This window comes from Pseudomonas sp. NPDC086566 (assembly GCF_050280885.1).
GTDB lineage: Bacteria > Pseudomonadota > Gammaproteobacteria > Pseudomonadales > Pseudomonadaceae > Aquipseudomonas > Aquipseudomonas vlassakiae.
Genome location: NZ_JBNNWD010000005.1, coordinates 374984 through 389990 on the forward strand (window position 1 = coordinate 374984; position 15007 = coordinate 389990).

General features: G+C 63.1%; 11 protein-coding genes. 3 read left to right on the forward strand and 8 right to left on the reverse strand.

Features of this window, described 5'->3' with window-relative positions:
* Positions 1-232: 232 nt before the first annotated feature.
* The 7 genes from rpsA to mtnA form a co-directional block, all read right to left on the reverse strand.
* Positions 233-1909, reverse strand: coding sequence for a 30S ribosomal protein S1 (gene rpsA, locus ACQKPS_RS14120; RefSeq protein WP_012313291.1), 1677 nt, complete (start codon positions 1907-1909; stop codon positions 233-235).
* Between the two features lie 124 nt (positions 1910-2033).
* A complete protein-coding gene (gene cmk / locus ACQKPS_RS14125; RefSeq protein ID WP_054886603.1) occupies positions 2034-2720 on the reverse strand; it encodes a (d)CMP kinase in 687 nt (228 codons plus the stop codon).
* The gene (locus tag ACQKPS_RS14130) at positions 2717-4924 is read right to left on the reverse strand and encodes a bifunctional prephenate dehydrogenase/3-phosphoshikimate 1-carboxyvinyltransferase (protein ID WP_254485609.1); all 2208 of its coding nucleotides are present in this window, start codon (positions 4922-4924) and stop codon (positions 2717-2719) included. Before ACQKPS_RS14130 ends, cmk begins: the two co-directional genes overlap by 4 nt.
* Before the next feature lie 169 nt (positions 4925-5093).
* Entirely contained in the window at positions 5094-6188 is a 1095-nt protein-coding gene (pheA, locus tag ACQKPS_RS14135) for a prephenate dehydratase (protein WP_254481010.1), read from the reverse strand.
* Positions 6188-7273 (reverse strand): 3-phosphoserine/phosphohydroxythreonine transaminase, encoded by a 1086-nt coding sequence (serC, locus tag ACQKPS_RS14140; RefSeq protein WP_283724473.1) that lies wholly within the window; start codon positions 7271-7273, stop codon positions 6188-6190. The genes pheA and serC overlap by 1 nt, the downstream gene beginning before the upstream one ends.
* Before the next feature lie 260 nt (positions 7274-7533).
* A complete protein-coding gene (gene gyrA, locus ACQKPS_RS14145; protein ID WP_254481012.1) occupies positions 7534-10296 on the reverse strand; it encodes a DNA gyrase subunit A in 2763 nt (920 codons plus the stop codon).
* 299 nt (positions 10297-10595) lie between these two features.
* A complete protein-coding gene (gene mtnA / locus ACQKPS_RS14150) occupies positions 10596-11672 on the reverse strand; it encodes an S-methyl-5-thioribose-1-phosphate isomerase (protein ID WP_254481013.1) in 1077 nt (358 codons plus the stop codon).
* A 112-nt stretch (positions 11673-11784) separates the two neighbouring features.
* On the opposite strand from mtnA, the gene ubiG reads away from it, so the two are divergent.
* From ubiG to ACQKPS_RS14165, 3 genes are all read left to right on the forward strand, one after another.
* The gene (gene ubiG / locus ACQKPS_RS14155; RefSeq protein WP_085675431.1) at positions 11785-12483 is read left to right on the forward strand and encodes a bifunctional 2-polyprenyl-6-hydroxyphenol methylase/3-demethylubiquinol 3-O-methyltransferase UbiG; all 699 of its coding nucleotides are present in this window, start codon (positions 11785-11787) and stop codon (positions 12481-12483) included.
* Between the two features lie 2 nt (positions 12484-12485).
* Entirely contained in the window at positions 12486-13157 is a 672-nt protein-coding gene (gene mupP / locus ACQKPS_RS14160; RefSeq protein WP_054887174.1) for an N-acetylmuramic acid 6-phosphate phosphatase MupP, read from the forward strand.
* A 147-nt stretch (positions 13158-13304) separates the two neighbouring features.
* Positions 13305-14045, forward strand: coding sequence for a YciK family oxidoreductase (locus tag ACQKPS_RS14165; RefSeq protein ID WP_427604526.1), 741 nt, complete (start codon positions 13305-13307; stop codon positions 14043-14045).
* A gap of 144 nt (positions 14046-14189) precedes the next feature.
* On the opposite strand, the gene ACQKPS_RS14170 is transcribed toward ACQKPS_RS14165, so the two are convergent.
* Positions 14190-14975 carry a TenA family transcriptional regulator gene (locus ACQKPS_RS14170; protein WP_313201775.1) on the reverse strand — a complete coding sequence of 262 codons (786 nt, stop codon included), beginning with the start codon at positions 14973-14975 and terminating at the stop codon, positions 14190-14192.
* Between the last annotated feature and the right edge of the window lie 32 nt (positions 14976-15007).

The window sequence follows — 15007 nt, forward strand, 5'->3', positions numbered from 1 at the left end:
TGACTTAATAAAAAAATTCAAGATTGAAAGGAAAAGAAATATGTCGCGGTGGGGCTGGGAAGTGCATGGTTTGAGGGGTGTGGTGGTTTTGATATCGAGCGCCGCGCGGGCGGCGCTCGATATCAAAAGCGCAACATCACTCACGGCGAACACCCCGCAGCCCAAACACATTTCCAACACACAAAAAAAAGGGTGGCCCGAAGGCCACCCTTTTTTACCGATCAAACAGAACTCAGTTCTGCTTGGCCATAGCTTCGCGCAGCAGCGCGGCCATGGTGGTGTCGGCAGCCGCTTCCGGAGCGTTTTTCAGGCTCTGGATGGCTTCGCGCTCTTCAGCGTCGTCTTTCGACTTGATCGACAGGCTGATGACGCGCGATTTGCGGTCAACGCTGATGATCTTGGCTTCGATCTCTTCACCTTCCTTCAGGACGTTACGCGCGTCTTCAACGCGGTCACGGCTGATTTCGGAAGCTTTCAGAGTGGCTTCGATGTCGTCGGCCAGGGTGACGATGGCGCCCTTGGCGTCAACTTCTTTCACGATGCCCTTGACGATAGCGCCCTTGTCGTTGACAGCAACGAAGTTGGAGAACGGATCGTCTTCCAGCTGCTTGATGCCCAGGGAGATGCGCTCGCGCTCTGGGTCAACCGACAGGATGACGGTTTCCAGCTCGTCGCCCTTCTTGAAACGACGTACGGCTTCTTCGCCGGTTTCGTTCCAGGAGATGTCGGACAGGTGAACCAGGCCGTCGATGCCGCCGTCCAGACCGATGAAGATACCGAAGTCGGTGATCGACTTGATGGTACCGGTGATCTTGTCACCCTTGTTGAACTGGCCGGAGAAGTCTTCCCATGGGTTGGACTTGCACTGCTTGATGCCCAGGGAGATACGACGACGCTCTTCGTCGATGTCCAGAACCATGACTTCCACTTCGTCGCCAACCTGAACGACTTTCGACGGGTGGATGTTCTTGTTGGTCCAGTCCATTTCGGAAACGTGTACCAGACCTTCAACGCCTTCTTCCAGCTCAGCGAAGCAGCCGTAGTCGGTCAGGTTGGTAACGCGAGCCTGTACACGGGTACCTTCTGGGTAACGTGCAGTGATAGCGACCCACGGATCTTCGCCCATCTGCTTCAGACCCAGGGAAACGCGGTTGCGCTCACGGTCGAACTTCAGAACGCGTACGTCGACTTCGTCGCCAACGTTAACGATTTCCGATGGGTGCTTGATGCGCTTCCAGGCCATGTCGGTGATGTGCAGCAGGCCGTCGATACCGCCCAGGTCCACGAATGCGCCGTAGTCGGTGAGGTTCTTGACGATACCTTTGACTTGCTGGCCTTCCTGCAGGGTTTCCAGCAGGGCTTCGCGCTCGGCGGAGTTCTCGGCTTCCAGCACGCTGCGACGGGAAACGACAACGTTGTTGCGCTTCTGGTCCAGCTTGATGACCTTGAATTCCAGCTCTTTGCCTTCCAGGTGGGTGGTGTCGCGCACTGGGCGGACATCAACCAGGGAGCCCGGCAGGAACGCACGGATGCCGTTAACGTCGACAGTGAAGCCGCCCTTAACCTTACCGTTGATAACGCCCTTGACCACTTCTTCGGCGGCGAAAGCTGCTTCCAGAACAATCCAGCACTCGGCGCGCTTGGCTTTTTCACGGGACAGTTTGGTTTCGCCAAAGCCGTCTTCGACCGCGTCCAGCGCAACGTGAACTTCGTCACCGACCTTGATGGTCAGCTCGCCAGCTTCGTTGTAGAACTGCTCGAGCGGGATGACGCCCTCGGACTTCAGGCCAGCGTGTACGGTAACCCAGTCGCCGTCGATGTCGACAACGATACCGGAGATGATGGCACCCGGCTGAAGATTGAGGGTTTTCAGGCTTTCTTCAAAGAGTTCTGCAAAGCTTTCGCTCATTTTAATTCCTGTAGATTCGGGCGAAACAGACGCCCATCGCCACATTCCAGACAATGTGGGTTTGTTTTAAGTAAAGGAAAGCCGGCAGGACGTTGACTGGTGCCCCCGCCTGCTCTCCTGGCTATCAGACCAAGTCGCGCTGGGCGAGCTCGCTCCTGATACGTTGCAACACCTGCTCGATGGACAACTCGGTAGAATCCAGCTGAATGGCATCGGCCGCTGGCTTGAGCGGGGCCACTGCACGCTGGGTGTCACGTTCATCACGCGCACGAATCTCATCTAGCAGACTCGACAGACTAACATCTTCGCCCTTGCCCTTCAACTGCAGGTAGCGGCGACGGGCGCGCTCCTCGGCACTGGCGGTGAGGAACACCTTCAGCGGCGCGTCCGGGAACACCACGGTGCCCATGTCGCGGCCGTCTGCGATCAGGCCTGGCATTTCCCGGAACGCCCGCTGGCGCTCCAGCAGCGCATCACGCACCGCGGGCAGCGAGGCGACCATCGAAGCACCGGCACCGACGGTTTCGGTACGGATGACCTGGCTGACGTCTTCACCCTCGAGAATGGTCTGTTGAAGCTTACCGGGCTGGGCGGCGATGAACTGCACATCCAGATGGGCGGCAAGCTTGGTCAGCAGCTCTTCGTTGGTCAGGTCGACGCCGTGATTGCTGGCATTGAAGGCCAGCAAGCGGTAGAGCGCGCCGGAATCCAGCAGGTGCCAGCCGAGCTCGCGAGCCAGCAGCCCGGCGACCGTCCCTTTACCGGAGCCGCTTGGGCCGTCGATGGTGATGACCGGTGCCAGGCTATTCACGCTTTGCCCTCTTCGGCGACGCGGATGCCGACGTCGGCACACAGCTTGAGGAAGTTCGGGAACGAGGTGGCGACGTTGGCGCAATCATGGATGCGGATCGGCGCACTGGCGCGCAGTGAGGCAACGCTGAAGGCCATGGCGATACGGTGGTCACCGTGACCGTGCACTTCGCCACCGCCGAGCTGGCCGCCGTCGATGATGATGCCATCCGGGGTCGGCTCGCACTTGATGCCCAGGGTGATCAGGCCGTCGGCCATGACCTGGATGCGGTCGGATTCCTTCACCCGCAGCTCTTCGGCGCCACGCAGCACGGTACGACCTTCGGCGCAGGCAGCGGCAACGAACAGCACCGGGAACTCGTCGATGGCCAGCGGTACCAGCTCTTCAGGGATGTCGATGCCCTTGAGCCTGGCACCACGCACGCGCAGGTCGGCCACTGGCTCGCCGCCGACTTCACGCTGGTTCTCCAGGGTGATGTCGCCGCCCATCAGGCGCAGGATGTCGATCACGCCGGTACGGGTCGGGTTGATGCCGACGTGCTCGAGCACCAGTTCGGAGCCTTCGGCAATCGATGCAGCCACCAGGAAGAATGCCGCCGACGAGATGTCTGCCGGCACTTCGATACGGGTGGCGGTGAGCTTGCCACCGGACTGCAGCGAAGCGACCGGGCCGTTGCTCTCGACCGCATAGCCGAAGCCGCGCAGCATGCGCTCGGTGTGGTCACGGGTCGGGGCCGGTTCGGTGACGGTGGTCTTGCCTTCGGCGTACAGGCCGGCCAGCAGCAGGCAGGATTTGACCTGGGCACTGGCCATCGGCAGCGTGTAGGTCAGCGCCTTGAGCTTGCTACCGCCACGAATGGTCAGCGGCGGACGGCCGTCAGGGCCGGTCTCGACCACGGCGCCCATTTCGCGCAGCGGGTTGGCTACGCGGTTCATCGGGCGCTTGGACAGCGAGGCGTCGCCGGTCATGGTGACGTCGAACGGCTGGCCGGCCAGCAGGCCGGAGAGCAGGCGCATCGAGGTACCGGAGTTGCCGACGTAAAGCGGCCCCGGTGGCGGCTTGAGGCCGTGCAGGCCGACGCCGTGGATGGTCACGCGGCCATGGTTCGGGCCTTCGATGACCACACCCATGTCACGGAATGCCTGCAGGGTCGCCAGGGCGTCCTCGCCTTCGAGGAAACCTTCGACTTCGGTCGTGCCTTCGGCCAGCGAGCCGAGCATGATGGAACGGTGGGAAATCGACTTGTCGCCCGGTACGCGGATTCGCCCGGTCAGGCGGCCACCCGGTTGGGCCAGGAAAATCAGATCGTTGGCGTTCATAGCGTCCACATAGGCCCGGCGGGCCAGGATTTTACTGAAATGCTCGCGGGCAACGCGTGCACGAGTGAAAACACCCAGCAGCTGGTGCCCGTCCCCAGCATCGACTGCGTCGCGTAAAGCGTCGAGGTCGCTGCGAAATGTATCCAGGGTGCGCAGGACTGCCTCGCGGTTGGCGAGGAAGATGTCGTGCCACATGGTCGGGTCGCTACCGGCGATCCGCGTGAAATCGCGGAAACCTCCCGCAGCGTACCGGAAGATGTCGAGGTTTTCATTGCGCTTGGCCAGCGAATCGACCAGGCCAAAGGCCAGCAGGTGCGGCAGGTGACTGGTGGCAGCCAGCACTTCGTCATGGCGCGCCACCGGCATGTGCTCGACATCGGCATCCAGCGCACGCCACAAGCGGTCGACCAGGGCCAGGGCGGCGGGGTCGGTCTCCTCCAGCGGCGTGAGGATGACCTTGTGCCGACGGAAGAGGGTGGCATTGGAGGCCTCTACTCCGCTCTGCTCGGAACCGGCGATGGGGTGGCCGGGCACGAAGCGCGGCAGGCGGTCACCGAAGACGGCACGCGCCTCACGCACGACGTTGCCTTTGGCGCTGCCGACATCGGTGATGATCGCATCGCCGAGGTCGAGTTGAGCCAGGCGGGCCAGGACCTTTTCCATGGCCAGGATCGGCACGGCGAGCTGGATGACGTCGGCGCCAATGCAGGCGGCAGCGAGGTCTTCTTCGCAACGGTCGACCACGCCCAGCTCGACAGCCAGCTTGCGCGACGGGGCATCCAGATCGACGCCGACCACTTCGCGGCACAGGCCGCTTTCACGCAGGCCCTTGGCAAAAGAGCCACCGATCAGGCCGAGGCCGACCACGACCAGGCGATCGATGATTGGCGCGGATTTGGTTTTTGCTGCATTTACCACTGGTGCGAACCCTGTTCAGAAATCTAGGCAGTTCTGCGAGACCATTGGGGCGGCGTGCCGCCCATCGCGAATAAATCCGCTCCTACAGGAGCGGCTTCAGCCGCGATGGGGCCCAGAGCGGCCCCAACACCTCAGATCAAAGCACTGCCTTCGGATAGGAACCCAGCACCTTGAGCGCCACGGCCTCCTGGCTGATCTTCTCCAGTACCGCCTTGATCAGCGGGTCGCGGTGGTGGCCGACGAAGTCGATGAAGAACACGTAGGTCCACTTGCCGCTGCGCGACGGGCGGGTTTCGATACGGGTCAGGTCGATGCCGTTCTCATGGAAGGGCACCAGCAGCTCATGCAGCGCACCTGGCTTGTTGCTCATCGAGACGATGATCGAGGTCTTGTCGTCGCCGGTCGGCGGCACTTCCTGCTGACCAATCATCAGGAAGCGCGTGGAATTGTCCGGGCGGTCTTCGATCTTCTCGGCCAGGCGAGTCAGGCCATACAGGTTGGCCGCCATATCGCCGGCGATCGCCGCCGAATTCCACTCGCCCTTGACCCGCTTGGCCGCCTCGGCGTTGCTCGAAACAGCCACGCGCTCGACATTCGGGTAGTGCGCGTCCAGCCACTTGCGGCACTGGGCCAGTGACTGGGCGTGGGAGTAGATGCGGGTGATGCTGTTGGTCTTGGTGTTCTCACCCACCAGCAGGTGATGGTGGATGCGCAGTTCGACTTCGCCGCAAATCACCATGTCGTGCTCGAGGAAGCTGTCCAACGTGTGGCTGACAGCGCCCTCGGTGGAGTTTTCCACCGGTACCACGCCGAAGTTGACGGCGCCAGCCGCGACTTCGCGGAACACTTCGTCGATGGCAGCCATCGGGCGGCTGACCACGGCATGGCCAAAGTGTTTCATGGCCGCGGCCTGGGTGAAGGTGCCTTCAGGGCCGAGGTAGGCCACCTTGAGCGGCTCTTCCAGGGCCAGGCACGAAGACATGATTTCGCGGAACAGACGCGCCATCTCTTCGTTGCCCAGCGGGCCCCTGTTGCGCTCCATCACGCGCTTGAGCACGGCAGCCTCACGCTCGGGGCGGTAGAACACCGGCTTTTCGCCTTCAGCCAGGGAAGCAGTCTTGACCCGCGCCACTTCTTCGGCGCAACGGGCGCGCTCGCTGATCAGCTCGAGGATCTTCTCGTCGAGGCTGTCGATGCGTACGCGCAGGGCTTTGAGTTCCTGTTCGGACATCAGCCGTGCTCCTTCTCGAATTCGGCCATGTAGGCCACCAGCCCTTCCACCGCCTCCAGGCCCAGGGCGTTGTAGATCGAGGCACGCATGCCGCCAACCGAGCGGTGGCCCTTGAGGTTGAGCAGGCCACGGGCGTCAGCGCCGGCGAGGAAGGCCTTGTCCAGGCGCTCGTCAGCCAGGCGGAACGGCACGTTCATCCACGAACGGGCGTTGTGGCTGATCGGGTTGGTGTAGAACTCGCTGGCGTCGATGAAGCCGTACAGGCGGTCCTTCTTGGCGCGGTTGCGCTGCTCCATGGCCTCGACGCCACCCTGCTCCTTGAGCCACTGGAACACCAGGCCCGAGAGGTACCAGGAATAAGTGGCCGGGGTGTTGTACATCGAGCCGTTGTCGGCTGCGATCTTGTAGTCGAGCATGGTCGGGCAGCTGCTGCGGGCACGGCCGATCAGGTCTTCACGGACGATCACAACCACCAGGCCGCTCGGGCCGATGTTCTTCTGCGCGCCGGCGTAGATCATGCCGTACTGCGAAACGTCGATCGGGCGCGAGAGGATGTCGGAAGACATGTCGACCACCAGCGGAACGTCGCCGGTTTCCGGAACCCAGTCGAACTGCAGGCCGCCGATGGTCTCGTTGGACGCATAGTGGACGTAAGCGGCGTTCTTGGTCAGCTTCCACTCGTTCTGGCCCGGAATGGCCAGGTAATCGTACGGCTTGGCGCTGGCGGCAACATTGACGTTGCCAAAGCGGCGCGCTTCTTCGATAGCCTTTTTCGACCAGATACCGGTTTCGACGTAGTCGGCAGTGCCGTTTTCCGGCAGCAGGTTCAGCGGAATTTCTGCGAACTGCTGGCTGGCACCGCCCTGCAGGAACAGGACCTTGTAGTTCGAGGGGACGGACAGCAGGTCACGCAGGTCCTGCTCGGCCTTTTCGGCGATGGCCACGTAGTCGTCGCTGCGATGGCTCATTTCCATCACCGACAAGCCCTTGCCGTTCCAGTCCAGCATTTCGGCCTGGGCACGCTGCAACACAGCGTCAGGAAGCGCGGCAGGGCCTGCGCAGAAGTTAAAGGCTCGTTTGCTCACATCCACTCTCGCTCTGCCAAATAGAACAAAATCTTAACTTGCGGGCCGCACACCACCCTTGTGGGAGCGGCCTTGTGTCGCGAATGGGCTGCAAAGCAGCCCCGGCAATCCATGCGTTGACGCTGGAATCAGGGGGCCGCTTCGCGACCCTTTCGCGACACAAGGCCGCTCCCACAAAGGGCAGATTCCACAACCGCGTTGCCTGCTGTAATCAGTCAAACGGGGCGACCTTGGTCGCCCCGCTCGGGTTTCACGCTTGCTTATTCCTGCGGAGCCTCTTCGGCGCCTGCAGCTTCATCATCCGGCGTATCGGCTACGACGCCCTCTTCGTCCGTCTCGATCACTTCATCGAGCTCATCCTCGGACGGCTCCTGGATACGCTCCAGGCCCACCAGCGTTTCATCGGTGGCCAGCTTGATCAGGGTCACACCCTGGGTGTTACGACCCAGGCTCGACACTTCACCGACCCGCGTGCGCACCAGGGTACCCTGGTCGGAAATCAGCATGATCTCCTCGCCTTCCTGCACCTGGATGGCGCCGATCAGCAGGCCGTTGCGCCCCTTGGTGCCCATGGCGATCACGCCCTGGCCGCCACGCCCGCGACGCGGGAACTTGGACAGCGGGGTGCGCTTGCCGAAGCCACGCTCGGAAGCGGTGAGGATCTGCGCCCCGGATTCCGGGATCAGCATCGAGATGATCCGCTGGCCCTTGCCCAGCTTCATGCCGCGCACGCCGCGGGCGGTACGGCCCATTTCGCGAACCACGCTCTCGGCGAAGCGGATGACCTTGCCGGCGTCGGAGAACATCATGACTTCCTTGGCGCCGTCGGTGATCGCCGCAGCTATCAAGGTGTCGCCTTCCTTCAGCTTCAGGGCGATCAGGCCGCTGGAGCGCGGTCGGGCAAACTGTGCCAGCGGGGTCTTCTTGACGGTACCGGAAGCGGTGGCCATGAAGATATAGGCGCCCGTCGGCTCAGCGACCCACTCAGGGGTGTCGCCGTCTTCCTCGTCGATTTCTTCCGCTTCGACGATTTCGCCTTCGATGACACCCTCGTCACCGTCTTCCAGCTCTTCTTCCGGGTCGGCGTTCTGCTGCAGGGCCTCCAGGTCGATCTGCAGCATGGCGGTGATGCGCTCACCCTCTTCCAGCGGCAGCAGGTTGACCAGCGGGCGGCCACGGGCAGCGCGCGAGGCCTCAGGGATGTCGTAGGTCTTCAGCCAGTACACCTTGCCCTTGCTGGAGAACAGCAACAGGGTGGCGTGACTGTTGGCGACCAGCAGGTGCTCGATGTAGTCCTCGTCCTTCACGCCGGTGGCCGACTTGCCCTTGCCGCCGCGGCGCTGGGCCTGGTAGGCGGACAGCGGCTGGGTCTTGGCATAGCCGCCGTGGGAGATGGTCACCACGCGCTCTTCTTCCGGGATCATGTCGCCGTAGTTGAGGTCGTGACGGGCATCGAGGATTTCGGTGCGACGGGCATCGCCGTATTCGGCACGGATCGCTTCGAGTTCTTCGCGGATCACTTCCATCAGGCGCTGGGCACTGCTGAGGATGCGGATCAGCTCGCCGATCTGCTCGAGAATTTCCTGGTACTCGGCCAGCAGCTTCTCGTGCTCCAGGCCGGTCAGGCGGTGCAAGCGCAGGTCGAGGATGGCCTGGGCCTGTTCCGGCGACAGGTAATACTTGCCTTCACGCAGGCCGTACTGCTCCGGGAGGTCTTCAGGGCGGCAGGAATCGGCGCCGGCGCGCTCGACCATGACCTGCACGGCACTGGATTCCCACGGTGTGGAAACCAGCGCTTCCTTGGCTTCGGACGGCGTCGGCGAGGCCTTGATCAGGGCGATCACCGGGTCGATGTTGGACAGCGCAACCGCCTGGCCTTCAAGGATGTGGCCACGCTCGCGGGCCTTGCGCAGCTCGAACACGGTGCGACGGGTCACCACTTCGCGGCGGTGACGGACGAACGCTTCGAGCAGGTCCTTGAGGTTGAGCAGGCGCGGACGACCGTCGACCAGGGCGACCACGTTGATGCCGAACACGCTCTGCAGCTGGGTCTGCTGGTAGAGGTTGTTGAGCACCACCTCCGGCACCTCGCCGCGGCGCAGCTCGATGACGATGCGCATGCCGTCCTTGTCGGACTCGTCGCGCAGCTCGGTGATGCCTTCGATCTTCTTCTCTTTGACCAGCTCGGCGATCTTCTCGATCAGGCGGGCCTTGTTCAGCTGGTACGGCAGCTCGGTGATGACGATCTGCTGGCGGCCACCGACCTTGTCGATGTCTTCGATTTCGGAGCGGGCACGCATGTAGATACGGCCACGGCCGGTGCGGTAGGCCTCGATGATGCCCTGGCGGCCGTTGATGATGCCGGCAGTCGGGAAGTCCGGGCCGGGGATGAACTGCATCAGTTCATCGACGGTGACGTCCGGGTTGTCGATCAGCGCCAGGCAACCGTCGATGACTTCACCGAGGTTGTGCGGCGGGATGTTGGTCGCCATGCCCACGGCGATACCGCTGGAACCGTTGACCAGCAGGTTGGGGATACGGGTCGGCATGACTGCCGGGATCTGCTCGGTGCCGTCGTAGTTGGGCACCCAGTCGACGGTCTCTTTGTGCAGGTCGGCCAGCAGCTCGTGGGCCAGCTTGGTCATGCGCACTTCGGTATATCGCATGGCTGCGGCGTTGTCGCCGTCGACCGAACCGAAGTTGCCCTGGCCGTCGACCAGCAGGTAGCGCAGCGAGAAAGGCTGGGCCATACGCACGATGGTGTCGTAGACCGCAGTGTCGCCGTGCGGGTGGTACTTACCGATCACGTCACCGACCACACGGGCGGATTTCTTGTACGGCTTGTTCCAGTCGTTGCCCAGTTCGCTCATCGCATAGAGAACGCGACGATGCACGGGCTTCAAGCCATCACGCGCATCGGGCAGCGCTCGCCCGACAATCACGCTCATCGCGTAGTCGAGGTAAGACTGTCTCAGTTCGTCTTCGATATTGACCGGGAGGATTTCTTTGGCCAGTTCGCCCATGAGAAGCCTGATTCCTTTTTCTGGTGAAACTTCGCAGCTCCATCAAGGGCCGAACGAAGCTCGCCGCCGCAACGCATAGGGGTGCGACGACTTACGACAAATCAATGAGTTGTTGCATGGATCTGCGCAATGAAGGCCGCCTTCGTGGGCGGTCTTGGAAACTGCCGGATGTTATCACAAAGGCGGGGCGGTGGGGAGATATGGCAGGTTGCTTCAAGCCGGTGTGAATCTTGAGAATTTCATCACCTGTGCCGGCCCTTTCGCGGGTTTACCCGCGAAAGGGCCGGCACAGGAGAAAATCAATGCAACCGCTTGCGACACATCAACTGCGCCAGTTTGGCAGTATCCGGCCGTTCGACGATGCCGCGTTCGGTGACGATCACGTCGACCAGGTCGGCCGGGGTCACGTCGAATACCGGGTTGAACGCCTCTACCGGCGGCGCCACACGGGTACCGGCGTAGTCCAGCAACTCATCGGCCTCACGCTCCTCCAGCGGAATGTCCTCGCCGGTGGCCAGGTTGAGGTCGATGCTGGTGCTGGGCGCCACCACCATGAAGCGCACGCCGTGATGCATGGCACTGACGGCCAGCTGGTAAGTGCCGATCTTGCTCGCCACATCGCCATTGGCGGCGATGCAGTCGGCGCCCACCACCACCCAGGTGATGCCCTTGGTCTTCATCAGGTGGGCCAGCGCCGAATCGGCACACAGCGTCACCGGAATGCCCTCGTTGGCCAGCTCCCAGGCCGTCAGGCGCGAGCCCTGCAGCCAAGGTCGGGTCTCACCGGCATACACCCGCTCGACCATCCCCTCCAGATGACCGGCGCGAATCACCCCGAGCGCCGTGCCGATACCACCACTGGCCAGGGCGCCGGCATTGCCGTAGGTCAGCAAGGCCTGCTCGTTGCCCTGATGGCGCCGGATCAGCTCGATACCGTGCTGGGCCATGGTCAGGTTGGCTTCGCGGTCACTTTCATGGATGGCGATCGCTTCGGCTTCCAGGGCGGCCAGCACGTCTTCGGTGCCACGCACCCGCAGCAGGCGCTCACGCATGCGGTTCAGCGCCCAGAACAGGTTGGCCGCGGTGGGCCGGGCTTCGGCCAGGCTGAGGAAGTCCTCTTCCAGGTCCATTTCCCAATCACCCCCCTGAGCCAGGCGCTCTTCCAGGGCAAGGACCAGACCATAGGCGGCAGCAATTCCGATGGCGGCGGCACCACGCACGGCCATGTCGCGGATCGCCGCTGCCACCTGCGCGACATTGTCGCAGGTCAGCCAGCGTTCTTCCGACGGCAGCAGGCGCTGGTCGAGCAGGTGCAGGGCGCCGCCTTGCCAGCGCATCCCGGTCACCTTCTCCGCCGCCAAAAGTCGCTCGCGCATTGCCTCTCCCCGTCGTTCGGATATCAAAAGCCGGCGATTATAGCGACCCTCGGCCGCAGACGCTCGGGTATACTGCGCCCCATTTGAAGTGCAAGTTCCAGAGGATTGTTCAATGAGCAACGTCGACCACGCCGAAATCGCCAAGTTCGAAGCCTTGGCCCACCGCTGGTGGGACCGTGAAAGCGAGTTCAAGCCGCTGCACGACATCAACCCGCTGCGCGTCAACTGGATCGACGAGCGCGTCGGCCTGGCGGGCAAGAAGGTGCTGGACGTCGGCTGCGGCGGTGGCATCCTCAGCGAGGCCATGGCCTTGCGCGGCGCCTCCGTCACCGGCATCGACATGGGTGAAGCACCGCTGGCGGTCGCCCAGCTGCATCAGCTGGAATCAGGCGTCGAGGTCGAATACCGGCAGATCACCGCCGAGGCCCTGGCCGAAGAGATGCCCGAACAGTTCGACGTGGTCACCTGCCTGGAAATGCTCGAGCACGTACCCGACCCTTCGTCGGTAATCCGCGCCTGCTACCGCATGGTCAAGCCCGGTGGCCAGGTGTTCTTCTCGACCATCAACCGCAACCCGAAGGCCTACCTGCTGGCCATCGTCGGCGCCGAGTACATCCTCAAGATGCTGCCGCGCGGCACCCACGACTTCAAGAAGTTCATCCGCCCGTCCGAGCTCGGCGCCTGGAGCCGTGTCGCCGGCCTCGAGGTCAAGGACATCATCGGCCTGACCTACAACCCGCTGACCAAGCACTACAAGCTCAGCAGCGACGTTGACGTCAACTACATGATCCAGACCCTGCGCGAGGAATGACCATGCGTTTGCGAGCAGTACTCTTCGACATGGACGGCACCCTGCTCGACACGGCGCCGGACTTCATCGCCATCTGCCAGGCCATGCTCGCCGAGCGCGGCCTGCCGGCCATCGATGACCAACGGATCCGCGACGTGATTTCCGGCGGCGCCCGCGCCATGGTTGCGGCCACCTTCGCCATGGACCCCGAGGCCGAAGGCTTCGAGGCCCTGCGCCTGGAATTCCTCGAGCGCTACCAGCGCGACTGCGCCGTGCACAGCAAGCTGTTCGACGGCATGGGCGAGCTGCTGGCCGACATCGAAAAGGGCAACTTGCTGTGGGGCGTGGTAACCAACAAGCCGGTGCGCTTCGCCGAGCCGATCATGCAGCAACTGGGCCTGGCCGAGCGTTCTGCGCTGCTGATCTGCCCGGACCACGTGAAGAACAGCAAACCCGACCCGGAACCGCTGATCCTCGCCTGCAAGACGCTGGATCTGGACCCTGCCAGCGTGCTGTTCGTCGGCGACGACCTGCGCGACATCGAGTCCGGTCGCGACGCCGGCACCCGCACGGCGGCGGTGCGCTATGGCTATATTCATCCAGAGGACAACCCGAACAACTGGGGCGCCGATGTGGTGGTGGACCACCCGCTGGAACTGCGCAAGGTGATCGACAGCGCCCTGTGCGGCTGCTGACTCGTAACGACTGACGACAGCCACACCCTGTGGGAGCGGGCTTGCCCCGCGAACACGGGCGCCCGTGCCATGCACCGCGGCGCCTGCTTCGCGGGCAAGCCCGCTCCCACAGGGCCCGCGTCAGCCCATAGAGATAGGGAATATTCAATGTTCGACTACACCGCCCGCCCCGGCCTGCTCGCCGGCCGCGTCATCCTGGTCACCGGCGCCGGCCGCGGCATCGGCGCAGCTGCTGCCAAGGCCTACGCCGCCGTGGGCGCTACCGTGCTGCTGCTGGGCAAGACCGAGGCCAACCTCAACGAGGTCTACGACCAGATCGAGGCCGCCGGCCACCCGCAGCCCGTGGTGATCCCGTTCAACCTGGAAACCGCCCTGCCCCATCAGTACGACGAGCTGGCGGTGATGATCGAGGAGCAGTTCGGCCGCCTCGACGGCCTGCTCAACAACGCCTCGATCATCGGCCCGCGCACGCCGCTGGAGCAGCTGTCGGGCGACAACTTCATGCGCGTGATGCACATCAACGTCAACGCCACCTTCATGCTCACCAGCACCTTGTTGCCATTGCTCAAGTTGTCTGAAGATGCCTCGGTGGTGTTCACCTCCAGCAGCGTCGGGCGCAAGGGCCGGGCCTACTGGGGTGCCTACGGGGTGTCGAAGTTCGCCACCGAAGGGCTGATGCAGACCCTGGCCGACGAGCTGGAAGGCGTGGCGCCAGTGCGCTCCAACAGCATCAACCCCGGCGCGACGCGCACGGCGATGCGGGCCCAGGCGTATCCGAGCGAGAATCCGCAGAACAACCCACTACCGGAAGAGATCATGCCGGTCTATCTGTACCTGATGGGGCCAGATAGCAAAGACGTGAACGGGCAGGCGCTGAACGCGCAGTAAGGCTCGAGATTGCCGGGGCCGCTTTGCGGCCCTTTCGCGGCACAAGGCCGCTCCCACAGGTACAGCGCAATCATTGCCGGTTGCGCTGTACCTGTGGGAGCGGCCTTGTGCCGCGAAAGGGCTGCGCAGCAGCCCCAATGGTCCTCAACCAGCAGCCAAGGCCGGGCGCAGGCGCCCTTGCTGGCGCCCTTCCAGTTGCATGCACCGCTCCAGGAACAGGTACATGCAGTCATAGCTCTTGCAAATGGCCCTGCGCAGCTCGGTGCGCAGCCCCAGGGTCGGGTTCTCGCCCGCCAGCGTGCAGATGATCTCCAGCGCTTCCCACGGGTGTGCGTCATCGTACTGGGCATGCATCTTCAACCATTTCATCGCCCGCTTGCGCTGATCCTCCGGGAAACCCATGGCGTAGGTGTCCTCAGCGCAGACCACCGCCGACCACTCGCCTGTCGCCCCTTCGATCGCGTAGTTGGTCGCCGCCATGGCAATCGCCAGCGATTCGGTGGTGCACACCCGCCAGCACCAGTCGTTCAGCCCGTTCAGCTCTGGCGGTACCTCCTGCGCTTGCAGCTCGTGCAGGTGCACGCCATGGGCATGGCACCAGTTGACCCAGTAATCGGCATGGTTGAGCTCGACGCGTATATTGCGCATCAGCCAACGCCGCGCCATGTCTTCGCCAGGGTGGCGGGCATAGCGGGTCTTGGTCAGGTTATGGGCCATGTACAGGGAAAACTGTTCGACCACCGGCCAGCCACCGATCAGGTACTGGCGAATGGTCGACTGGCGCAGCTGGCCATCACGCAGACGCTGGTAGAACTCATGTTCGACCACCCGGCGCTTGCTTTCGCGGCAATCCTCGATCAGCTGCTGGGCCCACAGGGGGTAACTGGCCGGGTCCATCAAGGGCCCGATACGTACGAATGCATCCATCACTTTCAGCTCCTTGATCCTTGTGATTTAGCGGA

What these genes read in the sequence shown, in the direction of transcription:
- gyrA (WP_254481012.1), bottom strand. Translation starts at nt 10,296, where the DNA reads ATGGGCGAACTGGCCAAAGAAATCCTCCCGGTCAATATCGAAGACGAA.
- rpsA (WP_012313291.1), bottom strand. Translation starts at nt 1,909, where the DNA reads ATGAGCGAAAGCTTTGCAGAACTCTTTGAAGAAAGCCTGAAAACCCTC.
- mtnA (WP_254481013.1), bottom strand. Translation starts at nt 11,672, where the DNA reads ATGCGCGAGCGACTTTTGGCGGCGGAGAAGGTGACCGGGATGCGCTGG.
- ACQKPS_RS14165 (WP_427604526.1), top strand. Translation starts at nt 13,305, where the DNA reads ATGTTCGACTACACCGCCCGCCCCGGCCTGCTCGCCGGCCGCGTCATC.
- pheA (WP_254481010.1), bottom strand. Translation starts at nt 6,188, where the DNA reads ATGTCCGAACAGGAACTCAAAGCCCTGCGCGTACGCATCGACAGCCTC.
- ubiG (WP_085675431.1), top strand. Translation starts at nt 11,785, where the DNA reads ATGAGCAACGTCGACCACGCCGAAATCGCCAAGTTCGAAGCCTTGGCC.
- mupP (WP_054887174.1), top strand. Translation starts at nt 12,486, where the DNA reads ATGCGTTTGCGAGCAGTACTCTTCGACATGGACGGCACCCTGCTCGAC.